Source organism: Kribbella sp. CWNU-51, assembly GCF_054073265.1.
In genome coordinates this window covers 1-23,331 of record NZ_JBSXMZ010000052.1, presented here as the reverse complement: position 1 = coordinate 23,331, position 23,331 = coordinate 1, and the positions used below count along the sequence as shown (strand labels likewise).

21 protein-coding genes and 1 pseudogene are annotated in these 23,331 nt (G+C 69.7%); 12 read left to right on the top strand and 10 right to left on the bottom strand.

Translation table 11 applies throughout. The features are described 5' to 3' along the window. Positions 1-8 precede the first annotated feature (8 nt). On the bottom strand, positions 9-956 hold the full coding sequence (locus tag ACXC9Q_RS38285; RefSeq protein WP_457061642.1) for an NAD-dependent epimerase/dehydratase family protein: 948 nt from the start codon (positions 954-956) through the stop codon (positions 9-11). Positions 957-1,092: 136 nt separating this feature from the next. Between ACXC9Q_RS38285 and ACXC9Q_RS38280 the strand changes: the two genes are divergently transcribed. The 5 genes from ACXC9Q_RS38280 (at position 1,093) to ACXC9Q_RS38260 (ending at position 5,721) form a co-directional block, all read left to right on the top strand. Then, the gene (locus tag ACXC9Q_RS38280; RefSeq protein WP_457061640.1) at positions 1,093-1,767 is read left to right on the top strand and encodes an SDR family NAD(P)-dependent oxidoreductase; all 675 of its coding nucleotides are present in this window, start codon (positions 1,093-1,095) and stop codon (positions 1,765-1,767) included. An 87-nt stretch (positions 1,768-1,854) separates the two neighbouring features. Then, a complete protein-coding gene (locus tag ACXC9Q_RS38275) occupies positions 1,855-3,363 on the top strand; it encodes an LCP family protein (RefSeq protein ID WP_457061639.1) in 1,509 nt (502 codons plus the stop codon). Between the two features lie 18 nt (positions 3,364-3,381). After that, positions 3,382-3,738 carry a YciI family protein gene (locus ACXC9Q_RS38270; protein WP_457061638.1) on the top strand — a complete coding sequence of 119 codons (357 nt, stop codon included), beginning with the start codon at positions 3,382-3,384 and terminating at the stop codon, positions 3,736-3,738. Positions 3,739-3,822: 84 nt separating this feature from the next. Beyond that, entirely contained in the window at positions 3,823-4,197 is a 375-nt protein-coding gene (locus ACXC9Q_RS38265) for a YciI family protein (protein WP_457061637.1), read from the top strand. A 267-nt stretch (positions 4,198-4,464) separates the two neighbouring features. After that, entirely contained in the window at positions 4,465-5,721 is a 1,257-nt protein-coding gene (locus ACXC9Q_RS38260; RefSeq protein ID WP_457061636.1) for an RNA polymerase sigma factor, read from the top strand. On the opposite strand, the gene ACXC9Q_RS38255 is transcribed toward ACXC9Q_RS38260, so the two are convergent. The 3 genes and pseudogenes from ACXC9Q_RS38255 to ACXC9Q_RS38245 form a co-directional block, all read right to left on the bottom strand. After that, on the bottom strand, positions 5,722-6,063 hold the full coding sequence (locus tag ACXC9Q_RS38255) for a helix-turn-helix domain-containing protein (protein ID WP_457061634.1): 342 nt from the start codon (positions 6,061-6,063) through the stop codon (positions 5,722-5,724). Positions 6,064-6,127: 64 nt separating this feature from the next. Continuing rightward, positions 6,128-6,310: pseudogene (locus ACXC9Q_RS38250) on the bottom strand (response regulator); the annotation flags it as partial. 74 nt (positions 6,311-6,384) lie between these two features. Continuing rightward, positions 6,385-7,518 carry a sensor histidine kinase gene (locus tag ACXC9Q_RS38245; RefSeq protein ID WP_457061632.1) on the bottom strand — a complete coding sequence of 378 codons (1,134 nt, stop codon included), beginning with the start codon at positions 7,516-7,518 and terminating at the stop codon, positions 6,385-6,387. Between the two features lie 115 nt (positions 7,519-7,633). Here ACXC9Q_RS38245 and ACXC9Q_RS38240 point away from each other — a divergent pair, with 115 nt between their 5' ends. From ACXC9Q_RS38240 to ACXC9Q_RS38230, 3 genes are all read left to right on the top strand, one after another. Beyond that, positions 7,634-9,232 (top strand): carboxylesterase/lipase family protein, encoded by a 1,599-nt coding sequence (locus ACXC9Q_RS38240; RefSeq protein ID WP_457061631.1) that lies wholly within the window; start codon positions 7,634-7,636, stop codon positions 9,230-9,232. A gap of 93 nt (positions 9,233-9,325) precedes the next feature. Then, positions 9,326-10,099, top strand: a complete 774-nt coding sequence (locus tag ACXC9Q_RS38235) for an alpha/beta fold hydrolase (protein WP_328526424.1) — start codon at positions 9,326-9,328, stop codon at positions 10,097-10,099. Next, positions 10,096-10,884: an alpha/beta fold hydrolase gene (locus tag ACXC9Q_RS38230; protein ID WP_457061630.1), complete on the top strand. Its 789-nt coding sequence runs from the start codon at positions 10,096-10,098 to the stop codon at positions 10,882-10,884. The genes ACXC9Q_RS38235 and ACXC9Q_RS38230 overlap by 4 nt, the downstream gene beginning before the upstream one ends. Positions 10,885-10,938: 54 nt before the next feature. On the opposite strand, the gene ACXC9Q_RS38225 is transcribed toward ACXC9Q_RS38230, so the two are convergent. Together ACXC9Q_RS38225 and ACXC9Q_RS38220 are read right to left on the bottom strand one after the other, a co-directional pair. After that, the gene (locus ACXC9Q_RS38225; RefSeq protein WP_329481761.1) at positions 10,939-11,565 is read right to left on the bottom strand and encodes a superoxide dismutase; all 627 of its coding nucleotides are present in this window, start codon (positions 11,563-11,565) and stop codon (positions 10,939-10,941) included. A gap of 220 nt (positions 11,566-11,785) precedes the next feature. Beyond that, positions 11,786-12,730, bottom strand: coding sequence for an NADP-dependent oxidoreductase (locus ACXC9Q_RS38220; RefSeq protein ID WP_457061629.1), 945 nt, complete (start codon positions 12,728-12,730; stop codon positions 11,786-11,788). Between the two features lie 71 nt (positions 12,731-12,801). On the opposite strand from ACXC9Q_RS38220, the gene ACXC9Q_RS38215 reads away from it, so the two are divergent. Beyond that, complete coding sequence (locus ACXC9Q_RS38215; RefSeq protein WP_457061627.1) at positions 12,802-13,161, top strand: winged helix-turn-helix transcriptional regulator; 360 nt, start codon at positions 12,802-12,804, stop codon at positions 13,159-13,161. Here ACXC9Q_RS38215 and ACXC9Q_RS38210 read toward each other — a convergent pair. Genes ACXC9Q_RS38210 through ACXC9Q_RS38200 form a run of 3 tightly spaced genes read right to left on the bottom strand, consistent with a single transcriptional unit; the run spans position 13,117 to position 15,199 of the window. After that, entirely contained in the window at positions 13,117-13,938 is an 822-nt protein-coding gene (locus ACXC9Q_RS38210; RefSeq protein ID WP_457061626.1) for an alpha/beta fold hydrolase, read from the bottom strand. The two genes, ACXC9Q_RS38215 and ACXC9Q_RS38210, sit on opposite strands and share 45 nt — an antisense overlap. A 47-nt stretch (positions 13,939-13,985) precedes the next feature. After that, positions 13,986-14,444: a nuclear transport factor 2 family protein gene (locus ACXC9Q_RS38205; RefSeq protein ID WP_457061625.1), complete on the bottom strand. Its 459-nt coding sequence runs from the start codon at positions 14,442-14,444 to the stop codon at positions 13,986-13,988. Then, a complete protein-coding gene (locus ACXC9Q_RS38200; protein WP_457061623.1) occupies positions 14,441-15,199 on the bottom strand; it encodes a hemerythrin domain-containing protein in 759 nt (252 codons plus the stop codon). Before ACXC9Q_RS38200 ends, ACXC9Q_RS38205 begins: the two co-directional genes overlap by 4 nt. 119 nt (positions 15,200-15,318) lie before the next feature. Here ACXC9Q_RS38200 and ACXC9Q_RS38195 point away from each other — a divergent pair, with 119 nt between their 5' ends. After that, complete coding sequence (locus tag ACXC9Q_RS38195; RefSeq protein ID WP_457061621.1) at positions 15,319-18,705, top strand: BTAD domain-containing putative transcriptional regulator; 3,387 nt, start codon at positions 15,319-15,321, stop codon at positions 18,703-18,705. Here ACXC9Q_RS38195 and ACXC9Q_RS38190 read toward each other — a convergent pair. Beyond that, positions 18,641-19,552, bottom strand: coding sequence for a TIGR03564 family F420-dependent LLM class oxidoreductase (locus tag ACXC9Q_RS38190; protein ID WP_457061619.1), 912 nt, complete (start codon positions 19,550-19,552; stop codon positions 18,641-18,643). The two genes, ACXC9Q_RS38195 and ACXC9Q_RS38190, sit on opposite strands and share 65 nt — an antisense overlap. A gap of 86 nt (positions 19,553-19,638) precedes the next feature. Between ACXC9Q_RS38190 and ACXC9Q_RS38185 the strand changes: the two genes are divergently transcribed. Further along, positions 19,639-20,175: a TetR/AcrR family transcriptional regulator gene (locus ACXC9Q_RS38185; RefSeq protein WP_457061617.1), complete on the top strand. Its 537-nt coding sequence runs from the start codon at positions 19,639-19,641 to the stop codon at positions 20,173-20,175. 54 nt (positions 20,176-20,229) lie between these two features. Then, positions 20,230-23,217 carry a glycine--tRNA ligase gene (locus ACXC9Q_RS38180; RefSeq protein ID WP_457061673.1) on the top strand — a complete coding sequence of 996 codons (2,988 nt, stop codon included), beginning with the start codon at positions 20,230-20,232 and terminating at the stop codon, positions 23,215-23,217. Positions 23,218-23,331 lie beyond the last annotated feature (114 nt).

Genomic DNA, 23,331 nt, shown 5'->3' with positions numbered 1-23,331 from the left:
GGTGGTGATCAGCTGCCGGCGAGGAGTCGTGCTTCTTCCTCGGGTGTCAGCCCGATTCCGAGTTCGGGTTTGCCTCGAGCATCGTCCCAGGTGAGGACGTCGGCGACTGTTCGGCGGAGGGGAGTGACCGGCATGCCGGCGGCTCGTGCCTTGGCGGGGTTGCGGCGGCGTTCACCCCATTCGGCCTCGGGGTCGATGAGCGGGAACCGGGGCGGGACGGAGTCGAAGGGGACCTGGACGATGTCGACTGTGGTGCCGGAGAGGTCGGCGGCGGTGGTGATGAGTTCGGCGATCGTGCTGTCGGGGCCGATCGCGTTGTAGGCGCCCGAGCGCTCGTCCGTGATCAACTGGACGACGAGCCGGGCGACGTTGCGGCTGTCCACGAGTTGCAGCGGCGCCTCGGGCTTCGTCGGCAGCGCGACCCGACCGCCGCGGGCACCACGTCGTACCCAGTAGAGGGCCGTGCCCGACGAGTCACCGGGACCCGTGACCCGACCCGGACGGACGATCGTCGCGCGGTCGCCGTACCGCGCGAGTATGTCGTCCTCGCAGGCGACCTTGCAGGGGCCGTAGGTCTCGTTCGTGAGTACGTCGGCCGCCCGCATCGGCGGCCTCCGTGGCGCCGTCTCGTCGGTCCCGGCCGGCAGGTCGCGCACGTACACCGCGTGACTCGAGATGAACACGTACCGTCCGACCCGATCGCCGAGCACGTCCATCGTCTCGTCGACCTGCTTCGTTTGGAAGCCACTCAGATCGACGACCGCGTCCCACTCGCCGGTCCGCAGCGCCTCGTAGTCGCCCGTCTCCCGGTCGCCGACCAACTGCGTGACCTCCGGTGGCAGCGCCGTACCACTCTTTCCGCGGCTGAAGGACGCGACCTCCGCGCCTTGTGATAGCGCGTCCTCGACAACCGCGCGACCGACAAACCCGTTCCCACCCAGCATCAGAATCCGCACAACCGACCAACCTAGTCCCGGCTCCCCGCCCACCGCGACCGGATTAGGCTGCCGTCATGAGCGAGCGGAGCGAGGGCATCATCAAGCACAGTCGATTTCGTGTCTCATCGGCGCCCGGAGCGAAGCGAGGACGTCGATGAGCAACACTGTGGTGGTTGCTGGTGGCACCGGTGCGCTCGGGGTCGCGGTGACCGCGGAGTTCCTCCGGGCCGGGTGGCGCGTCGTGGTCCCTGGGCGGACCGAGGAGTCCCTGGCCCGGCTCGGCACCGACCCGGCCCTCAACCCGGTGATCGCCGACCCCTTCGACCCGGCCGGTACGGCGGACGTCGTCGCGCTGGCCGCCTCCGACGAGACCGCCCCACTGACCGCACTGGTCAACCTGATCGGCGGCTTCGCCTCCGGCGCACGGGTGCACGAGACCCCGATCGAGGACTTCGAGGAACAACTCCGGCTCAACCTGCGCCCGACGTACCTGATCACTCAGGGCGTGCTGCCGCATCTGCTCGCCGCGGGTGCTGGAGCGATCGTTTGTACGTCGAGTGGCGCGGCGCAGCGGCCCTTCTCCGGGGCGGCCGGATACATCACCGCGAAGGCCGGCGTGATCGCGTTCGCGGACGCACTGCACGCGGAGTACGCACGCGATGGCATCCGGGTGAACACGATCATCCCCGGCACCATCGACACCCCCGCCAACCGGGCCGAGAGGCCGAAGGCCGACACCTCCCAGTGGACCCCGCCGGCGCGCATCGCCACTGTCGTCCGGACCCTCGTCGAGGTCGACGGTTTCGCGGGTGCCCATCTGTCCGTATGACAACCGATTGACCCTGTAATACGTCTGAGGAGGTACAGGTGCGGGTACTTGACGCACACTGGATCTGGGGACGGCGACAGGGGAGCCATGGGGAGAAGTGCGCGCGCGGCAGCCAACCGGCCACGGTCGGTGCCGAAGCTGCTGAGTCTGACGCTACTGGGCGCGCTGTTGCCTGGGCTCGGACTGATCGCCGGCGGTCGCCGTCGGATCGGCGCGTTCGTCCTCACCCTCGCCCTCGGGCTGGTCGGCCTGGGCGTGTACGTCGGTCTGACCCGGCGGGACCAGGTCCTCGCGGCGGCCGTCGTACCGAGCCGGCTGCTGATGACCTCGGTCGTGATCGGGGTGCTGGCGTTCCTCTGGATCGTGGTGATCGTCGCCTCGCACCGGTCGTTGCGTCCGGCAACGGGTGGCCGCGGTGGGCGGGCGATCGGCGCGATGTTCGTCGGCATGCTGTGCTTCGCGATCGCGGCCCCGGCGGCGCTCGGCGTACAGAGCGTGCTCGCGCAGCGCACCCTCGTGCAGGACGTGTTCCAGGCACAGGCGGAGAGCAAGAGCGCGACCCGGCCGACGGTGGTCAACGTCAAGGATCCCTGGGAGGACCGGCCGCGGCTCAACCTGCTGCTGATCGGCGGTGACGACGCACCGAGCCGGGTCGGCGTCCGGACCGACACGGTGATCGTGGCGAGCATCGACACCAGGACCGGCAACACGGCGCTGATCTCGTTGCCGCGCAACCTCACCTTCATGCCGTTCCCGAGCGACTCGCCGCTGCACAGGATCTACCCGGAGGGCTTCGGCAAGGAGGGGCTCAGCCTCGACGGCCGGCTGGAGTGGATGCTGACCGCGATGTACCAGAACATCCCGGACGCGCACCCCGGCATCCTCGGACCGTCCGACAACGAGGGCGCCGACGTACTGAAGCAATCGGTCGGCGAGGCGACCGGGCTGAAGCTCGACTACTACCTGCAGGTCAACCTGCAGGGCTTCCCGGAGCTGGTGGACGCGATCGGCGGGATCACCGTCAACGTCAACGAGCGGGTCGCGATGGGCGGGATCAGCAGCTCACACATCCCGCCGGCCGAGTGGATCGAGCGTGGGCCGAGGCAGCATCTGGACGGCCGGCACGCCCTGTGGTTCGCCCGCGGCCGGTACGGCGCCGACGACGACCAGCGGCAGGTCCGCCAGCGGTGCGCGATCAAAGGCATCGTCGACGCGGCGGACCCGCAGACGCTGGTGACGAAGTACCGGGCGATCGCCAAGGCCGGTCAGCACCTGCTGCGCACCGACATCCCGCAGGAGCTCTTGCCCGCACTGGTCGAGCTCGCACTCAAGGTGAAGTCGGGGACCGTCTCCAACGTCACCCTCGACGCGTCGAAGCTGCGGCTGAAGTACCTGCACCCCGACTACGGCGCCCTGCGCGACACCGTCGAGAAGGCGCTCGAAGCCGACCCGGCGCCGGCCGTTACGCCGACCACCCCGCCGACGCCCTCGAAGTCTGCCCGCAGGCCCGTCGCTCCGCCGCCGACGCCGGCCGGCCCGACGCAGAACCTCGTCGACGCCTGCGCCTATCAGCCCAACGGCGACCAGCCCAATTAGGGGCGTAGGTTCGGCGTCATGCGTTTCGACCGCTACACCGTGATCCTGTTGGCGCTGCGCCCGGACGCGCCCACGATGACGGACGAGGAGGCGGACGAACTGCAGGACCGGCACCTGGCGCATGGCGCCGACATGCAGGAGCGCGGGCTGGTCCTGGCTCGCGGACCACTCGTGGACCAGGACAACGAACGCTACCGGGGCTTCTCGATCTGGTCGGTGGACGCCGCGACAGCTCGCAAGCATGCCGAAGCCGATCCGGCGGTCCGGGCCGGCCGCTTGGCGGTCGAGGTCATGACCTGGATGATGCCCGCCGGCAACCTCCAGTTCTCCCGCGTCCGGCCACCCCGCTCGATCGCCGACGCAACGACCGACTGATTGCCGCGGATCGGGTGTCGATCTGGTGGTGGGTCGCTCGACGTGAGAGTAAGTGGTCGACCGACAGGACGAGGAGCGGGTGCGATGCGCTACATGATCATCAACAAGGCGGACGCTGACAGCGAGGCGGGAAGGTTCCCGGCGCCGGAGGTGGCCGAGGGGGTCGGGAAGGTCGTCGAGGACCTGTCGAAGGCCGGCGTACTGCTGTTCGCGGAGGGCGTGCACCGCAGTTCGCTCGGCGCCCGGGTGAAGGTCGAGGACGGCAAGCGCACCGTCACCGACGGCCCGTTCGCCGAGACCAAGGAACTGATCGGCGGCGTCATCGTCGTCGAGGTCCGCAACCGCGACGAGGCCGTCGAGTGGGCCGCCCGCCTGGCCGAAGCCCTCGGCAACGAGGTCGAGGTCCGCCGCGTCGTCGAAGAAGCCGACTTCGACCCCAACTCGGACCTCTACTCCTGAGCCTGCCCCCACAGCCGGAGGCTTGCCCCCCGAGATTCCAAGTGGGCAACCCTCCAGCTGGTGGGGCACCCCCCGAGTTGGAGGGTTGCCCCCTGGGATTTCGGGCGGCCAACCCTCCGGCTGGTGGGGTAGCCCCTGAGCTGGGGGGTTGCCCCATGGGATTGCGGGTGGGCAACCCTCCGGCTGGTGGGGCAGCCCCTGAGTGGGGGGCGTGCTGTGGGAGAGGGGTGGGTTGATGTTGGACGTGGGGTGTTGTTCTATCGGCGGGTGACAGTTATCGAGGCGGCGGGGGCGGTCGACGCGGTCTGGCGGATCGAGTCGGCCCGGATCATCGCGGGCGTGACCCGGATCGTGCGGGACGTCGGGCTGGCCGAGGAGCTGGCGCAGGACGCGCTGGTGGCGGCGCTCGAGCAGTGGCCGGAGTCCGGCGTACCGAACAATCCCGGCGCCTGGCTGATGGCGATCGCCAAGCGGCGCGCGATCGACCTGATCCGGCGCAAGGAGACCTACCAGCGCAAGCTCGCCGAGATGGGTCACGAGCTGGAGATCGACGGCGACAGTGTCGAGGACGACGTCGAAGCGATTCTCGAGGACCACATCGAGGACGACCTGCTCCGGCTCGTGTTCACGGCCTGCCACCCGGTGCTCACGATGGATGCGCGGGTCACGCTGACGCTGCGGTTGCTCGGCGGCCTGAAAACCGACGAGATCGCTCGCGCGTTCCTAGCCCCTGAGCCGACGATCGCCCAGCGGATCGTCCGGGCCAAGCGCAACCTCGCCAAGGCCAACGTGCAGTTCGAGGTGCCGGCCGGCGACGAGCTGCTCGAGCGGCTGTCGGCGGTGCTCGAGGTCGTCTACCTGATTTACAACGAGGGCTACTCCGCGACCGCGGGCGACGACTGGATGCGCCCGGCGCTGTGCAACGAGGCGATGCGCCTCGGCCGGCTGCTGGCCGAGCTGATGCCGGACGAGCCCGAGGTCCACGGTCTGCTCGCGTTGATGGAGCTGCAAGCGTCGCGTGCCAACGCGCGGATCGGCCCCGAGGGTGAGCCGGTCCTCCTGCTCGACCAGGACCGCCGCCACTGGGATCGACTGCTGATCCGCCGCGGCCTCGCAGGTCTCGACCACGCCTGGGCCCTGGAGAAGCCGCCCGGCCCGTACCTCCTCCAGGCCGCGATCGCCGCCTGCCACGCCCGCGCCGCCGACCCCGACGACACGGACTGGGCCCGCATCGCCGGCCTGTACGCGATCCTCGCCCAAGTCACGCCGTCGCCGGTCGTCGAGCTCAACCAGGCGGTCGCGATCTCCATGGCGTTCGGCCCGCAACGCGGCCTGGAAGCCGTCGACGCGCTCGCCGACGACCCGTCCCTGAAGGACTACCACCTGCTCCCGAGCGTCCGCGGCGACCTGCTGTTCAAACTCGGCCGCCTCGCCGAGGCCCGCGAGGAATTCGAGAAGGCTGCCGCCCTCACCCGCAACGAACGCGAACGCACCCTCCTGCTCGAACGTGCCGCCGCCTGCTAGCTACTCCGCATCGTGCAGCAGTACGGCGACCTGCGTGCGATTCGTGACGTCGAGCTTGGCCATCAGACGGGTGAGGTGTGCCTTGACCGTGGCCGTGCTGAGGTAGAGCTCGCCGGCGATCTCGCGATTCGTGCGACCTCGGGCGATCGCGGTCGCGATGGCGCGGTCGCGATCGGTCAGTGTGGCGAGCAGTTCGCGTGACTGCCGGCGTACGACGTCTCGATCGGGCATGGTGACGTGCTCGATCAGCCCGGCCAGCACGCTCGGGGACAGCACCGGCTCGCCCGCGGCCGCGCGGCGGATGGCGTCGACGATGTCGGCCGGCGGCGTGTGCTTCAGCACGAATCCCGCCCGCGCCCGCCCGCAACGCCCGCAGCACCTGATCGTCGGCGTCGTACGTCGTCAGCACGATGACGCCAGGTTGATCCGGCCGGTCGCGCAGGGCCGCGGTCGTGGTGATCCCGTCCGTGCCCGGCATCTTGAGATCCATCAGCACCACATCCGGCCAGGTCGAGGCGACCAGATCGGGTACGGCGGCGCCGTCCTCCGCCTCACCGGCGACCACGAGGTCGGGTACGCCGCCGAGCATCGTCCGCAGGCCCATCCGGACCAGTGCGTCATCGTCCACCAGGAGCACCCGGATCGGACGATCAGCAGGCGCGGTCATGACGCCAAGGGTAGCCAGGCAGTCAGCCGGAAGACGCCGTCCGACGTCCCGTAGCCGAGCCGGCCGCCGAGCAGATCGACGCGTTCCCGCAGTCCCAGCAACCCGAGACCGGCGCCGGGCACCGCCGATTCGCCGGGCCGGACCAGTTTGTTGCTGACGACAACCATGAGTCCGTCGGCACAGCTGAACTCGATCCGCACGGGCGCTCCGGGTGCGTGCTTGCGAGCGTTCGTCAACCCTTCCTGCACCACCCGGTACGCCGTTCGCCCGGCCGCCTCCGGAATAGTTGCGTCCGGCAACTTGGTGGCCTCGACCGGCTGACCGGACCGGACCGCGTCGTCGATCAGCTCGGCGATCCGTTGCAGGCCGGGCGTCCGGAGATCCGGGTCCGGCGGCAGGGTGTCGTCCCGCAGGACGCCGATCACCTTCTGCAGGTCGGTCAGGATGCCGTGCGACGAGCCGCGGATCACCTCGGCGGTGGCCGCGACGTCCGCCGGCGGGGCGTCCGGGCGGAACGCCAGCGCGCCGGCATGCATGCTGAGCAGCGAGATCCGATGTGCCAGCACATCGTGCATATCCCGCGCGATCCGCAGCCGCTCGGACCTGCGGGCGTGCTCGATCCGGGCCTTCTCCTCGGCCTGCGCCCGCAGCGCCCGTTCCTCGGCCTCCTGGGCCAGCCGCAACCGCAGCCGCAGGAACAGCCCCAGCTCGATCGCGCCGATCAGCACGAGGACCCCGAAGATCGGCCAGTACGTGTCGAACCCGTTCCGGACCACCAGGTTGACCGTCACCGCGGCCAGGGCGAACCCGGCGACCGCGAGTGCCTGCTGGTAGCGCCGCCGGACGATGATCGCCGCGATCGCCGCGGCGGGGCCCGCGGTAGTGGTCACAGCCGTCGCGACCAGCAGCACCGCGACGACCGGAATCGGCCGGCGGCGCCGGAACAGGAGCAGCGGCGGCCCGGCGACCGCGGCCACGAGGTCCAGCACCAGCCAGGCCCGGGCGGGCTGTGGGTCCGCAGCGAACTCACCGGTCAGCGTCGCCGCGGCGACGAGGTAGGCCAGCAGCATCAGGCAGACGTCGCCGAGGCGTTGCCGGCGTGGCCAGGGCTGCTCCTCGTGATCGTCCACGTCCTCGAGAAAGGAGCCGTTCGGTCCGTGCGGTGTGGATTGTCGACCATCGGCTGGCAGGTCTGGCCAGGTGGCTACTGCCGGTCAGCCGGGTCTGATGGACAGGCTGAAGACCATGTTGAGAAGACTTCGATTCCTCCCGGCCGCGGTCGGTTTGCTGCTGGCCGTCGTACCGCTGCAGGCGAGCCAGGCCGGCACGCACCAGGACGTCGTACGCGTCCGCGACGGCGTGCTGCGCGGGGTGACCGGCCCGTCGACCATCACCTTTCAGGGCATTCCGTACGCCGCTCCGCCCGTCGGCGAACTGCGGTGGACGGCACCACGCCCGCCCGCGCACTGGGACGGCGTTCGGGACGCGTCCAAGCCGACTCCGTTCTGCGCCCAACCGGGTAATGATGGCAAGTCGTTGATGCCCGGGACCTCCGAGGACTGTCTCTATCTCCACGTCACGATGCCGAAGACCAAGTCCTCGACGCCTCGGCCGGTGATGGTCTGGTCGCATGGTGGCGGGTTCAACTCCGGCTCGGGGAGTCAACATGTGTCCAGCAAGCTGGTGACCGAGGGCGACGTGATCATGGTGACCGTCGACTTCCGGATCGGTGTCTTCGGCAACTTCGGGCTCCGCGGACTGCCGGGCTCCGGCACGTTCGGGCTGCAGGATCAGCAGGCGGCGCTGCGGTGGGTGCGGGACAACATCGGTGCCTTCGGCGGCGATCCGCACAACGTGACGCTGTTCGGCGAATCGGGTGGCGGTGTCGGGACCTGTGGGTTGCTCACCTCACCAGGCACTCGTGGGCTGGTCGACCGCGCGATCATGCAGAGCGGGTCCTGCCTGTTGAGCTGGCCCCGCAACGGTCTCATGATGGGCGTTCCGGCCGGCTCGTTCTGGCATCCGGTGGCTGCCGTGCAGCAGACCGGCAAGGCTGCGGCCGATCACCTGAGCTGCACCGGCTCGCGTACGACGGTCCTGCACTGCCTGCGGGACCTGGACACGGAGAAGGTGTTCGCCGAGTCCGGCGCCTTCGGATCTGTTGCCTATGGCACCCAGACGTTGCCGGTCGAACCGGGGAAGGCGATCCGGGCCGGGCTGTTCCCGAAGATCCCGGTGCTGTCCGGTCACACCAAGGACGAGGCGCGCGCGATCGCGGCCCTCGCGGAACTGCTCCAGGCTCCGGTGACCGCGGCCAACTACCGGTCGTTGCTGGTCGAGGCGTTCGGTGACCGCGCCGCCGAGGTCGAGGCGGCGTACCCGGCGTCGGCGTACTCGGCGCCTGGACAATCGGCCGACCTGTCGGCGGCGCTGGCGTGGTCGGCGATGGACACCGACCGGGTGTTCGCCTGCACGCAACAGGCTTCGACGAAGGCGTTCGCCCGAAAAGCGCCGGCCACTTATGCCTACGAGTTCGCGGACCCGGCCGCCCCGGGTTACGTCCTGTTCCCACCCGGCTTCCCGACCGGGTCGTCCCACGCCTCGGAGTTGAACTACCTGTTCGACGCCGCGGGAGGTGCGCCGTACCAGTTGACCGAGACTCAAGAGAAGCTCGCGACCCAGCTCCGCCGCTACTGGACGAACTTCGCCCGCTCCGGCAACCCCAACGGCGACGGCACGCCGACCTGGCCGCACTGGCCGAGCGTCCAGCTTCTCGCTCCCGGATCAACCCACCCGATCGACGACACTCACGCCCACCGCTGCAGCCTGTGGAACACCATGTAGTGATCTGGGTCACAGGGGTGTCGATTCCGGGTGGCGTCGTTCGACGCCGTGGGTGAGGCCAGCTGAGTGGCCCGCTGAACCTGGAGGAACATCATGGAGAAGGTCACCTCGGCGGACGGCACCGCCATCGCGTACGACCGGCTCGGCGAGGGACCCGCGGTGGTCCTCGTCTGCGGCGGCTCGGTGGACCGGATGTCGAACGCCCCGCTGGCAGCGCTGCTGGCACAGAACCACACCGTCTACAACTACGACCGCCGTGGCCGCGGCGACTCCGGCGATGCGCCGGAGTACGCGATCGAGCGCGAGTTCGAGGACCTGGACGCGATCTTCGCGGCTGTCGGCGGACCGGCCTGCCTGTACGGGACCTCGTCCGGTGCGGCGCTCGCCTTGCTCGCCACCGCGGCCGGCCGCCCGGTGACCAAGCTCGCGCTCTGGGAGCCGCCGTACATCCTCGAGGGCACCCGGAAGCGGCCGCCGGCCGACACCGCGTCGATCTACCGCGCGTTCGTCGCCGAGGGTCGTCGCGACAAGGCGGCCGAGTACTTCATGGCCGAGGTGGTCGGGCTGCCGGCCGACTTCGTCGCGATGGCGAAGGAGTCGCCGTGGTGGCCCGCTCAGGAGGCGATCGCGCACACGCTCGCGTACGACGCGACCGTGATGGGCGACTACTCGATCCCGGCCGCGGCGGCAACGGTGACGGTACCGACCCGGGTCTTCACCGGTGGCGCGTCGGAGGAGTGGATGAAGCTCGGCAACCAGGCTGTCCAGGACGTGATCCCGGGCGCCACCGGCCGCGTGGTCCCCGATCAGCAGCACAATGTGGACCCAGCCGCGCTGGCTCCGTTCCTGAAGGAGTTCTTCGCATGACCAGCACAGTATTTTCCAAGGACGGTACGACGATTGCCTATGACCGGCGTGGTGACGGGCCGGCCCTGGTGCTGGTCGACGGTGCGCTGTGCGGGCGAGCCCAGGGGCCGATGCCCGAGCTCGCCGAGGAGCTGGCAAGTCACTTCACGGTCTACAACTACGACCGGCGCGGCCGGGGTGAGTCCGGCGACGCGGACAGCTATGCAGTGGATCGCGAGATCGAGGACCTGGCCGCGGTGATCGAGGCCGCGGGTGGTTCGGCGTACGTGTACGGCTCGTCGTCCGGGGCGGCGCTGGCGCTGCGGGCCGCGGCGGCGGGGGTGGCGATCGAGAAGCTTGTCGCGTTCGAGCCGCCGTTCGTCGTCGACGACAGCCGCAAGCCGGTGCCGGCGACCTGGGTCGAGGACCTCGAGTCCCGCGGTCCGGCGGACGCGGTGAAGTACTTCATGACGAAGGTGATCGGCCTGCCCGGGCCGTTCGTCGCGATGATGAGGCTGATGCCGGCCTGGAAGCACCTGAAGGCGATGGCCCCGACCCTTCCGTACGACGCCCGCGTCGTCGGCGCCAATGTGGCCGGCCGGCCACTGGACGCGGCGCAGTGGGCCGGAATCGAGAGCCCGGTGCTGACGGTCTACGGCGGCAAGAGCCCGGCCTGGATGAAGGCGTCGGTGCGTGCGGTGGCTGACGCCGTACCGGGGGCGGACTGCCACGAGGTGCCGGGTCAGACGCACCTGATCAAGACGGCCGCGATCGCCCCGGTGCTGACCGGGTTCTTCACCCGCTGACGCCCGCCGGGGTCCGGCGAACCGATGGCTCGCCGGACCCCGGAAAGGCGCTGCTCAGGCGCCGGTGACCAGCGCGCCGGCGCCGGCGCGCGCGGCGTCGAAGCGGGCCTGCGCGTCGGCCCAGTTCACCACGTTCCACCAGGCCTTCACGTAGTCCGGCTTCACGTTCTTGTACTGCAGGTAGAAGGCGTGCTCCCACATGTCCAGCATCACGATCGGGATCTGCCCGGCCGGCAGGTTGCCCTGCTGGTCGTACAGCTGGTGGATCAGCAGGTTGCCGCCCAGCGCGTCCCAGCCGAGGATCGCCCAGCCGGAGCCCTGGATCGTGGTGGCGCTGGCGGTGAAGTTGGCCTGGAAGGCGTCGAACGAGCCGAAGGACTCGTCGAGCGCCGCGCCCAGCTCGCCGTCCGGCTTGTCGCCACCGTCCGGAGACAGGTTCTTCCAGAAGATCGAGTGGTTGACGTGCCCGCCGAGGTTGAAGGCCAGCGTCTTCTCCAGCCCGACGATCGAGCCGAAGTCACCCTTCTCGCGGGCCTCGGCCAGCTTGTCCAGGGTGTCGTTCAGACCCTTCACGTAGGTGGCGTGGTGCTTGTCGTGATGCAGCTCCATGATCTCGCCGGCGATGCTCGGCGCCAGTGCGCCGTAGTCGTAGGGGAGGTCGGGAAGCGTGTACGTGGTCAACTCTGCTCCTTCGTCGGGGCCCGCGGGGGCCGATATCTGCGATGTCCTGTCTCAGCGGCACCAGCTTGAAACTTCAACCACGGTTGAGGTCAAGGTGCCACGCTGTGGGACGGGCCAGGCAGCACCTCCGACCGGTGCCCGGTGCGACCGCCGTTCACACGGCGCACGCACCGAACACCCCCAGCTTCACATACTGCTCCGCAGGATCCACGGCGGCGTCTCACCTGACCGCGAGCACCAGCTTCCCCCGGGTCCGGCCGTCCTCCAGCTGCCGGTGCGCCGCGGCCGCATCCGCCAGTGGGAACACCTCCTCGACCTCGGCCCGGACCGCTCCGCACTCGATCAGCGCCGCGATCTCGGCGAGTGCGTGACCGTCGGGTTCGACCAGGTACGACGCCACTCGGACACCGGACTCCGCAGCGCGGGCGAGCCGCTCCGGCGAGGTCCCGGACGGTACGGCGACCACCAGGCCACCCGGCCTGGTCACCGCCACGGACTGGGCCAGCGTGGTCTCGCTGCCGACCAGGTCGATCGCGACGTCGATGTCCCCGGTCGCCCCGGCCACGTCCGCCGAGTGGTAGTCGATCACCTCGTCCGCGCCGAGGCCCCGCAGCCACTCGTGCTTACCGGCGCTCGCCGTACCGACGACGTACGCGCCGAGCTCTTTGGCGAACTGCACGGCCAGGTGCCCGACTCCACCCGCGGCCGCGTGGATCAGCACCCGCTGACCCTTCTCTACGCCGGCCAGCGCGGTCAGGATCTGGTACGCCGTGAGTCCGGCCAGCGGGACCGCGGCTGCGTCGGTGTGGCTGAGGTTGGCCGGCTTAAGGGCGAAGTGCCGCGACGGCGCGGTCACGTACTCCGCGTACGCCGAAGCCGCCCGGGGGAACCACGGCATCCCGTAGACCTCGTCGCCGACCGCGAGGGTGTGGACGCCGTGACCGATCTCCTCGACGACACCCGACACGTCCCAGCCGAGGATGAACGGCGGGTCTCCGAGCAGGCCGGCGACGCCCTGACCCGCACGGGTCTTGGCATCGACCGGGTTCACGCCGGCCGCGTGGACGCGGACCAGCACCTCGGTGGGGAGCGGCGTGGGGCGGTCGGTCTCGACGAGGTGCAGGACCTCAGGGCCGCCGAAAGTGTCTTGACTGATGGCTCTCATGGACCGCAAGCTATCTGTGGGACGGTAGTATCCCGCAAGGACCACTACTATCTAAAGGGAAGTACGAGGGTATGTCGACCACCTGTGCGACCGGGATCCACGACAAGCACGACGTGTACGCCGCGCAGTGTCCGTGCCGGGAGATCCTCGATCTGCTCGCGAACAAGTGGGCCGCCCTCGCGATCGGTGCGCTGGAGGACGGCCCACTGCGGTTCGGTGAGCTGCAGCGACGGCTGCAGGGCATCAGCCCGAAGGTGCTGACCCAGACCCTGCGCCGCCTCGAGGAGAACGGCTTCCTGCATCGGGAGATCTACCCCGCCGTGCCGCTGCACGTGGAGTACTCACTCACCGACCTCGGCCACAGCGTGTCCAAGCCCCTCGCCGCCTTACGCACGTGGGTCGAGACTCACCTCGACCAGCTCACCGCGTAGCGCCTTCGCGAACTCGTCCGGTACGCCGACGAAGCCGGTGTGGTCACCGGGGAACCGCGTCGTCGTGATGCCGAGGCGTTCAGCCAGAGCGGTCGAGGTTCGGTCACACAGCTGACCGGTCGATTCCTCACCGATCCCGATCACGATCCGTACGCCGCTGTCCCGCAGCCGATCCACGTCCGGCAGCCACGTGATCGACTCTCGCATCTCGTGGGCGAACCAGAACCGCTCGTCGGCCACCTGCTGCGGATCCCGTTCGCCGCCGAACATCCCCTCGATCATGCCGTCCGGCACCTGGATGTTCGCGATCGCGAAGAACTGCTTCCACGCGCCGATCACATCCCCGGCCAGGTAGTCGGCCATCATCTGCTCGGACCTGGCGAGCAGCTCGTCAGCGTCCTCGACGAGCCGGTCGAGCGGCGGCTCATGCGCGATCACCGTGCTCACGACGTCGGGGTGAGCCTGGGCCAACGCCAGCACGGTGACCGCGCCACCACTCGAACCGAGCACCGTCGCGGGGCCCGCATCGACGTGCCGGATCAACCGGGCCAGGTCGTCGGCGCGCTGTTCGGGTGTCGACGTACCGCCGGCGTGAAGCCGACTGCGCTTCACGCCGCGCGGATCCGTCGTCAGGACCGTGTAGTCGTCGGCCAGCAGGTCGGCCAGGGGCGCGAACGCGTCCGCATCCATCGGTGCGCCGACCAGGACCACCAACGGTCCGGTCCCACGCACCTCGTAGTACAACTCCGCCTCGGGAACCACCAGTGTGTTGTTCATGTCGTCTCCACGAACGGCACCCGCGCCGATGGACAACTGGGGCGGCGTCAGTCCGACAGGCCGAGCTTCCGGAGCAGGTCCTGGTGCGCGAACTGGCCGTAGTACTCGACCATTCCGGCGATCCGGCCGTCCCGGAACGTCGCCTTGATCGCGAACCTGTTCTCGTAGTGGTCGCCGGTGACGAGCTCGGCCACCATTCGCTCCTCGATGATCGCCACGTCCGGGTCGTCGGTCTGGTGGAAGACCAGGTCGTGGATGGTGATGCTGCGGGCGGCCGAGATCAGTCCGGTGAAGGCCGCGTGCAGAGCTTCGGTGCCGGTGATGACCGCGGGCAGTCCCGCGACGGGCAGGGCGGCCTCGTAGCTGCCATCCGGCTGCCAGCACTCGATGTAGGCGTCGATGTCGCCGCCGAACAGGAACCCGGCGGAACGCTGCCAGAGCGCCTCGTTCCGGACCCTTGCGTCGGCGATGTCACTGGCGCTGTCGATGGTGGTCGCTGAACTCATGACGAAACTCCTTGATCTGTGACGTGGTTGGTAGCAGGCGTGGCGAGGTCGGTGCTGCGCCTCGGCGTACTGGTGCCGTGGATGCGGCGCGCGTAGCGGCGGAAGGAGTGCCGGCCGATGATCGGCAGCAGCCGCCGGACCGGCGCGGGGAGGTTCGCGAGCTCGAGCCCGATGACCTCGGGGTCGCCTTCGTAGAGCATCATTCCGAAGCCCAGGAACACCTTGCGGCGCGGAATCGACGACATTCCCTGAGCGGTGAACTCCGCCCACTCGGCGGTCGTGATGTGCCGGGCCATCAGCGGAAGCAGGTGCGTCTCCTCGGCCTGCAGATGCTCGAACAAAGCCGAGCAGAGCTCGGTGAGGACCCGTGCCAGCTCCTCGCCATCGCTGCTGGACGCGGTCGTCCGCCAGGTGTCGAGAGTCGCGTTCGACTGCTCCAGCAGGCCGGCGACTGTCTCGTGCTGGCTCTCCATCACATGCACGAGCGGCGCGAGCTCCTGCGGGACCCGTTCGAGCAGGGCAGCCCAGAGCAAGTCGTCCTCGATGGTGTGATGGTGGTGCAGCAACGCCAGGAACAGGCCGACGTGATCCGCTACCTCGCGGGTACGGCGCTCGTCGCCGGCAACCGTTCTGCGTACCGCCGCCGGGCTCAGCCCGAGCTCGCGACGGAAGTTGTCGTGCGCCACCTTCATCATCCGGACATCGGTGAGCCCTGGTCCGTGCAGCTGCCGTCCGTCCGCGGTCTGGCTCGTCATCGTCCTCCCCTTTCGCTGTGTGGTGGTCCGATCGTGGATCGGCGCACTTGGAAGTCACCCCGGTCCGGCTTGGAAACGGACTGCTGTCAATCGGCGCCGTGCCGGGTTAGCGTCGTACCGTGCGGTTTCGGGTGTTGGGGCCGGTCGAGGTTCTCGATGCCGACGGGGGGCTGGTCCATCTGGGGGGCCAGAAGCAGCGGGCCCTGCTCGGCCTGCTGCTCGCGTCCGGAGGCCGGGTCGTCTCGGTCTCCCGGATCATCGACGAACTGTGGGACGAGGATCCGCCGGCGAAGGCCCTGGTGTCGGTCCAGTCCTATGTCGCGAATCTGCGCCGGGTGCTGGAGCCCGACCGGGCCGCCCGGTCCGCGGCCAAGGTCCTGGTCACCCAGCCACCCGGCTACTCGCTGGCGGCCGAGTCGGTCGACGCGGTGGAGTTCGAGCAGTTGGTGACGGCGGCCCACGACGTACTGCCGGATGATCCCGGGCGTGCTCGTGAGCTGTTCGGAACTGCTGTCGGTCTGTGGCGCGGCGAGCCGTACGCAGATCTGTCCGCAGCAGTGCCGGGTCTGGCCGCCGAGGCTGTCCGGCTCGGCGAGCTCTGGCTGCTCGCCACCGAGAACCGGCTCCGTGCGGACTTCGCGCTGGGAGGCCATGAGCGGCTGATCGGCGAGATCGAGGGTCTGGTCGAGCTCCATCCGCTCCGCGAGACCGCGTGGGGTCTGCTGGCCTTGGCCTTGTACCGATCCCAGCGCCAGGGCGAGGCGCTGGACGCGCTGCGTCGGGCCAGACGAGTCCTGGCCGAGGAGCTTGGTGCGGATCCGGGTCCGGAGTTGCGCCGGCTGGAGCAGGCGATCCTCGATCACGAGCCGAGCCTGGATGCGGCACCGCTCGTCCCGGCGCGGCCGATCGGCGGCTCGGTGGACCGTCTCCGCGGGCCGGCCGCCGCCGGTCTGGTCGGCCGGGACAGCCACCTGAACGGGCTCACCGAGCACCTCGTCAACGCGAGCGCCGGACGTGGGGTCGCGGTCCTGGTGACCGGCGAGCCGGGGATCGGCAAGACCGCTTTAGCTCGCGCGCTGACAGCCACTGCGGCCGCCATGGGTCTCAAGACCGGTTGGGGTCGCTGCGACGGCGCCGAGGGTGCACCCGCGCTGTGGCCCTTTTCGCAGGCCTTGGCGGAGTGGCTTGATCACCACAGTTCGGGTGCCCTCGCCGCGTTGACTCCAGGCGACGGCGGATCTGGTACGACGGACGCGGACACAGCGGCCTTCCAATTGGCCGAAGGTGTCAGTGCGCTGCTGCGGTCGGCCGGTCCGATCCTGCTGGTGCTCGACGATCTTCATCGCGCCGACGGCGACACGCTGCGCCTGGTGCAGCGGCTCGGCGCGACGCTGTCCGGACTGCCCGTCGTACTGCTGCTCACCAGCCGTGATGCGGATGCCGATCTGACTCCGGAGCTCGGGTCCGTGCTCGCCGATCTCGCCCGGGCGGGCTTGGTGCGGATCGGACTGCACGGCTTGGACGAAGCTGAGGTACGGGCCTTCGCGAAGCTGCACCATGAGGCCGACCTCCCAGTCGCGGTGGCCGGCGCGCTGATGGAACGGACGAACGGGAACCCGTTCTTCGTCGGCGAGCTGATCCGGCTGCTCGCCGAACAGCGGCGCCTCGCGGATCCTGCGGCCGCCGGGTCACTCGAGGTGCCTGACGGTGTTCGCGACGTTGTCCGGCAGCGGATCTCCCAGCTGCCCGCCGAGGTGGAGCCGCTGCTCTCCGCCGCCGCGGTATCCGGTGTGACGTTCGACGGCGAACTTGTCGAGGCGGTGTCCGGATTGCCGGCCGACGGCGCGGTGGCGGCGATGGAGACAGCTTTGCTGGCCGGCCTGATCGTTGCGGACGGCAACGAGTATCGCTTCACGCACGCCCTGGTGCGGGAGGCCGTCTATGCGCGGGTGCCGTTGGGCCGTCGTCGTCAGTTGCACGGCGCACTCGCCGTACTGCTCGAGCAGCGTTTCGGTGGCGCCCGGCTGGCGGAGATCGCACACCACCACGCGCAGGCCGGCCCTGATCATGCTCGCGCCGCGTGGACCGCGGCCGTCCGCGCGGCAGCGGTGGCCGCCCGCCAACCCGCGCCGGCCGAGGCCGCGCGGCTGCAGGCTCTCGCGCACGCGTCAGTGCTGCGTGACAGCACCGCGACGGCCACCGATCGGTACGACGTACTCGTCGGCCTGGCGCGAGCCCAGAAGCGCGCCGGGCAGGAGCGGCAGGCCGGGGAGACCGCGCGCGCCGCGGCCGAGATCGCTCTGACCGACGGGGATGCGCTGGCAGCGGCCAAGGCCTTGGTCGAGATCACCGCCGACGGTGTGTGGAGCTGGCGGGAGTACCAAGTGGTCGACGGCCAAGGTGTCGCGTTGATCGAGCGATTGCTGAGCGAGATTCCGCCCGGGTCCGACGTGATCCGGGCCAGGTTGCTGGCGGCCCTGGCCGGTGAGATCTACTACGACCCCGACGCCGGCCGCCGTGCCGTCGAGTTGTCGGCCGAAGCCGAACGACTTGTCCGCGGCCGGACTGGTGACGGTCAGGACGAGTTGGCCAGGGTGCTGGAGCTCCGCCATCTCGCCTACGAGCGTCCGCAGTTGCTTACCGAACGACTGTCCGCGGCCGGCGAGCTCGTCGACCTCGCCGAGTCCGCGGACGATCCCATCGCCCTTGCCCGCGCGTTGGTGTTCCGGGGCCGGGACCAGATGGAGCAGGGCCATCTCGCCGCCGGCCTACGGGACTATCAACGCGCGCGGGTACTGGCCCGGACCCATGCACACGCACCGGTGCTCGTCGCCCTCGACTGGGCAGACGCGGTGATCGCGATCGCGCGTGGCCGATTCGCGGAGGCGGAAGCGGCGATGGCCGCCGCCGACCGGTTCCATTCGCTGACGACCGTTGCGGGTCGGGCCGAGGTGCCGATGGCGGTCACCGCGACGCTGCATCTGGTCCGCGGATCGCTCCCCACGATCGAGCCGATGCTCGCCGGCGCGGCTGCGGCAACGGGGCTCCCACTGCTGCACGACTGGCATGCGCTCGCACTGGTACAGGCGGGGCGAGCGGAGAAGGCGCGGTCCGAGCTTGGGCCGTGGCAACTGCAACCGGACATCCCGGCGGATTACCTGTGCCTGACGCACCTCGCGATCCGGGCCGAGCTGTGGTCCAGGCTGGCGTCGCCGGACGCCGCCGAGGCCCTGCTCCGCCAGTTGGCGCCGTACGCCGATCGCCTGGTCTTCGGCGGCACTGGGATCACGGTGACCGGTTTCGCCGGACACCAGGTCGGCCTGCTCGCCCGCACGTGCGGGGACCTCGACCAGGCGATCGAGCACCTGACGACGGCGCTCGATCGCCATCAGCAGGCCGGACTCCGGCCGTTCGCCGCCGCGAGTGCCCGGGAGCTCGCAGTCACCTTGCGTCAACGGGGCCGACCCGCCGACCACCTCCGTGCCGCGTCGCTAGGAACTCCTTAGTCCGCTCCTGCTCGGTCGTCGTACCGATCGGAGCGAGCATCAGGTCGGTGACTCCGGTATCCCGTAGCTGGTCGATCCGCTTGGCGATCATCTTCTCGTCGCCGGCGAGGAGTACGTCGGCCGGTCCGTCGAAACCCTCGCGGTCGAGCATCGCCCGATATTCCGGCACCTGCCCGGCCAGTGCGAAGTCCTTTGCGAACCGCGCGCGTACGGCGTCTTCCTCAGCAGTCACGCACACCGCGAAACCAGCCACGATTCGCGGTGGAATGTTCGCGGCTTTGGTGATCGAGGGGACGACATGATCGGCGAGAGTGCGCGGCCCAGTCATCCAGGTGATGGTCCCGTCCGCGAGCTCACCCGCCACCCGCAGCATCGCCGGCCCGAGCGCGGCTACCAGCACAGGCGGCGCCTTCGCACCCTCGATGGTGACTGATCCAACCGCGGTGAGCGTGTCACTACGATGGTCGACGGACTCGCCGCGCAGCAACGGTCGCAGTACCTCCAGGTACTCGCGCAGTCGTCGAGCCGGCCGGTCCGTGGGTAGTCCGTACATCGCGTGGACCATCCGCGAGATCCCAGCGCCGATGCCCAAGGTCAAACGATTGCCCGTCGCCGCCTGCACGGTCAGAGCCTGACTGGCCAACACCAACGGATGCCGCTGTGGAAACGGCACCACCGCGGTGCCGAGCTCGGCCGGACCTTCGCCGACAACCGCGAGCGTGGTGAGGGCGTCGAGGTTCGGCCCTTGCGAGATCCAGGCGGTACCGCTCGTCGCCTGGATCTGCTCGGCGATCACGCCGGGATCGCGTTGTCCCCGAACGTCGCCGTACGCCAGTCCGATCTGCATCCAAGCCTCCCGAGATAAACGGGGTGGGTCCCCGATTAGGGCTGCTACGATATGGGGGACCACCCCGGTTAGCAAGGGACTTGACCATGCGGGCTGACGCGCAGCGGAACTACGACCGGATGGTCGCGGTCGCCGCCGAGGTCGTCGGGGAACAGGGTGCCGAGGCCTCGCTGGAGGAGATCTCACGCCGGGCAGGGGTCGGTTCAGCCACCTTGCACCGCCACTTCGGCGGCCGGGGTGCCCTGCTCGAAGCGGTCTTCCAGAACAGCATCGACGCGGTCTGCGCGCGGGCTGACGAGCTCCAGGATCACCCGGAACCCCTGCAGGCGTTGACGATCTGGCTCCACGACCTGGTCGGTCACATCACGACGAGCCGCGGTCTCGGCCCGGCGTTGAAGCTGAGCGCCGAGCGGGGTTCGCAGTGTCACGCCCGCATCGTCGACGCCGGCCGGAGCCTGCTGGTGCGGGCTCAGAAGGACGGCGCGGTGCCGGATGACGTGGCGGTCGACGACCTGTTGAAACTGGTCAACGGCATCTCCCTGGCGAGCGACCAGGACTCCGCCCAGGCCGGCCGTCTGCTCGACCTGGTTATCCGGGGCGTGGCGTCCGGCCGGGGCGAATAGACTTCGTTCCCGGAAACCCCTCCGGAAGATGGCTCGAGGTTCGCTGTGCTCACCATGCAGGACGCGCTGCTGGCGCTGACGAAGTACTGGACCGACCGTGGCTGCATGATCGTGCAGCCGTTCAACACCGAGGTCGGAGCCGGGACGCTGAACCCGGCGACGATCCTGCGAGTGCTCGGTCCCGAGCCGTGGCGGGTCGCGTACGTCGAGCCGAGTGTGCGGCCCGACGACAGCCGCTACGGCGAGAACCCGAACCGCCTGCAGACCCACACCCAGTTCCAGGTGGTGCTCAAGCCGGACCCGGGCAACCCGCAGGAGCTGTTCCTGGCCAGCCTGGAAGTGCTCGGGATCGACATCCATGCGCACGACATCCGGTTCGTCGAGGACAACTGGGCGAATCCGGCGACGGGCTCGTGGGGTCTCGGGTGGGAGGTCTGGCTGGACGGCCTGGAGATCACCCAGTTCACCTACTTCCAGCAGGCCGGCGGCATGACGCTGGACCCGGTGTCGGTGGAGATCACCTACGGCATCGAGCGGATCATGATGGCGCTGCAGGGCGTCTCGCACTTCAAGGACATCTCCTACGCCCCGGGCATCTCGTACGGCGAGGCGTTCGGCCAGGCCGAGTACGAGATGAGCCGGTACTACCTGGACGACGCCGACGTCGAGTCGCAGAAGCGCCTGTTCGAGGAGTACGCGAACGAGGCCCGCCGGATGATCGACGACCGGCTCCCGGTGCCCGCGCACATCATGGTGCTGCGCTGCTCGCACACGTTCAACGTGCTCGACGCCCGCGGCGCCGTGAGTACGACGGAACGCGCCAAGGCCTTCGGCCGGATGCGGACCCTGGCCCGCGAGGTCTCGCGCCTGTGGGCCGAGCGCCGCGCCGAGCTCGAGTACCCGCTGGGGATCGCGGAGCTGCCCGCCGCTGCGCCGGAGCCGACCGAGTTCCCTGCCAGCAGCGGGACCCGGCAGCTGACCTTCGAGATCGGCACCGAGGAGATGCCGCCGTCCGAGGTCACGAAGACCGCCGAGGCCGTGAAGACCGCTCTCACCGAGAAGCTGGCCGCGACCCGGCTCGGCCATGGCGACATCACGACGTACGCGACGCCGCGCCGGGTGATCGCGTTCGTCGCCAGTGTGCAGTCCGGTGAGCCGGACGCCGAGCGGGTCGTGCGCGGCCCGCGGAAGTCCGCCGCGTACGACGCCGACGGCAACGTCACCAAGGCCGCCGCCGGGTTCGCCCGTGGTCAGGGTGTCGACGTCAGCGAGCTGCACGACCTGGACGTCGACGGTGTCGAGTACGTCGCGGTGACCAAGCCGGACCCAGGTCGCGGGGCCGCCGAGGTGCTGAGCGGCATACTGAGCGAGATCGTCAGCGGACTGCGGTCGGACAAGAACATGCGCTGGAACGACGCCAAGCTGTCGTTCACCCGGCCGATCCGCTGGCTGGTCGCGCTGCTCGGCGACCAGATCGTCCCGGTGTCGGTGTCGACGCTGGCCGCCGGCCGGCTCACCCGCGTTCACCGCAACGCCGCGCAGCCGAAGGTGGAGATCGCCGCGGCCGAGGGATACCTGGACCTGCTCCGGATCCACGGCATCGAGGCCGACCCGGCCCGGCGGCGCGAGCAGATCGTGACCGCGGCGCGCGAGCTGGCCGAGGGCGCCGGCGGCACGGTCGACGTCGAGGGCGAGGCCGCACTGGTCGACCAGATCGTCAACCTGGTCGAGGAACCCGCCTCGATCCTCGGTGGTTTCTCCGCCGACTACCTCGAGTTGCCCGGCGAGATCCTCACCACCGTGATGCGCAAGCACCAGCGATACCTGCCGGTGCGGGACGCTGACGGCAAGCTGCTGCCGCACTTCGTTGCCGTGGCCAACGGTTCGGTCGACGAGGACGTGGTCCGCGGCGGCAACGAGGCGGTGCTCCGGGCACGCTACGAGGACGCCGCGTTCTTCTGGCGGGCCGATCTGGAGACGTCGCTCGAGGACATGAAGAGCGAGCTGGAGAAGCTGGCCTTCGAGGAGCGGCTCGGTTCGATGGCGGACCGGGCCGGGCGGATCGGCCGGATCGCGCTGTCGCTGGCGTCGACGGTCGAGTTGGGTGACGACGACCTGACCACACTGAAGCGGGCGGCTGAGCTGGCGAAGTTCGACCTCGGGTCGCAGATGGTGGTCGAGCTGACCAGCCTGGCCGGCACCATGGCCCGCGAGTACGCACGCCGGGCCGGTGAGACCGAAGGGGTCGCGCAGGCGCTGTACGACATGGAGCTGCCGCGGTCGGCCGGTGACCCGGTGCCGTCGACGACTCCGGGTGCGTTGCTGGCGCTGGCGGATCGCTTCGACCTGCTGGCGGGGCTGTTCGGCATCGGCGCGAAGCCGACCGGTAGCTCGGACCCGTTCGCGCTGCGTCGTGCCGCCGCCGGTGTGGTCGCGATCCTGCGCGAGCACCCGGAGCTGCGGGCGATCACGCTGCCCGTCGGTCTGCAGGCCGCCGCGGCGGAGATCGGTGCCCAGGGCATCGACGTACCGGCGGAGTCGCTCGACGAGGTGGCCGAGTTCACCGTCCGGCGCTACGAGCAGCAGCTACTCGACCGTGGCGACGACCACCACCAGGTCGCCGCAGTGTTGCCGTTGGCAACGGCTCCGGTGGTCGCGGACGAGACGCTGGCGTCGCTGCAGCAGCTGGTCGGCGGCACCGACTTCGCCGACCTGGTCGCCGTGCTCCAGCGGGTACGCCGGATCGTCCCGGAAGGCACCGAGGCGTCGTACGACGCGAGCAAGCTGACCGAGCCCGCCGAGGTCGTCCTGCACGAGGCCGTCCAGAAGGTCGGCCAGGCGCCGACCGCGCTGGCAGATTTCGTCAGCGCCGCCTCGGTCCTGGTCGAGCCCGTCACCACCTTCTTCGACGAGATCCTGGTGATGGCCGAGGACCCGGAGATCCGTGCCGCCCGCCTCGGCCTGCTGGCCACGATCGGTCAGCTGGCCACGCCGGTCCTGGACTGGCAGGCGCTCGGCACCAGCCTGAACCCGCCCCAGTAGCTCCCAGCTGGCCCTCGTGGACTCGACCACGGTCCACACTTTGAGGGGTCAACCCCAAAGCCGGTTAGTTAGGTGGGTTGGGGTGGTGTCAAGGGCGTGTTGGACGTGGAGCAG

Coding starts and splice junctions, on each gene's coding strand:
- ACXC9Q_RS38280 (WP_457061640.1), top strand. CDS start 1,093: ATGAGCAACACTGTGGTGGTTGCTGGTGGCACCGGTGCGCTCGGGGTC.
- ACXC9Q_RS38275 (WP_457061639.1), top strand. CDS start 1,855: ATGGGGAGAAGTGCGCGCGCGGCAGCCAACCGGCCACGGTCGGTGCCG.
- ACXC9Q_RS38270 (WP_457061638.1), top strand. CDS start 3,382: ATGCGTTTCGACCGCTACACCGTGATCCTGTTGGCGCTGCGCCCGGAC.
- ACXC9Q_RS38265 (WP_457061637.1), top strand. CDS start 3,823: ATGCGCTACATGATCATCAACAAGGCGGACGCTGACAGCGAGGCGGGA.
- ACXC9Q_RS38240 (WP_457061631.1), top strand. CDS start 7,634: ATGTTGAGAAGACTTCGATTCCTCCCGGCCGCGGTCGGTTTGCTGCTG.
- ACXC9Q_RS38235 (WP_328526424.1), top strand. CDS start 9,326: ATGGAGAAGGTCACCTCGGCGGACGGCACCGCCATCGCGTACGACCGG.
- ACXC9Q_RS38230 (WP_457061630.1), top strand. CDS start 10,096: ATGACCAGCACAGTATTTTCCAAGGACGGTACGACGATTGCCTATGAC.
- ACXC9Q_RS38220 (WP_457061629.1), bottom strand. CDS start 12,730: ATGAGAGCCATCAGTCAAGACACTTTCGGCGGCCCTGAGGTCCTGCAC.
- ACXC9Q_RS38215 (WP_457061627.1), top strand. CDS start 12,802: ATGTCGACCACCTGTGCGACCGGGATCCACGACAAGCACGACGTGTAC.
- ACXC9Q_RS38210 (WP_457061626.1), bottom strand. CDS start 13,938: ATGAACAACACACTGGTGGTTCCCGAGGCGGAGTTGTACTACGAGGTG.
- ACXC9Q_RS38205 (WP_457061625.1), bottom strand. CDS start 14,444: ATGAGTTCAGCGACCACCATCGACAGCGCCAGTGACATCGCCGACGCA.
- ACXC9Q_RS38200 (WP_457061623.1), bottom strand. CDS start 15,199: ATGACGAGCCAGACCGCGGACGGACGGCAGCTGCACGGACCAGGGCTC.
- ACXC9Q_RS38190 (WP_457061619.1), bottom strand. CDS start 19,552: ATGCAGATCGGACTGGCGTACGGCGACGTTCGGGGACAACGCGATCCC.
- ACXC9Q_RS38185 (WP_457061617.1), top strand. CDS start 19,639: ATGCGGGCTGACGCGCAGCGGAACTACGACCGGATGGTCGCGGTCGCC.
- ACXC9Q_RS38180 (WP_457061673.1), top strand. CDS start 20,230: ATGCAGGACGCGCTGCTGGCGCTGACGAAGTACTGGACCGACCGTGGC.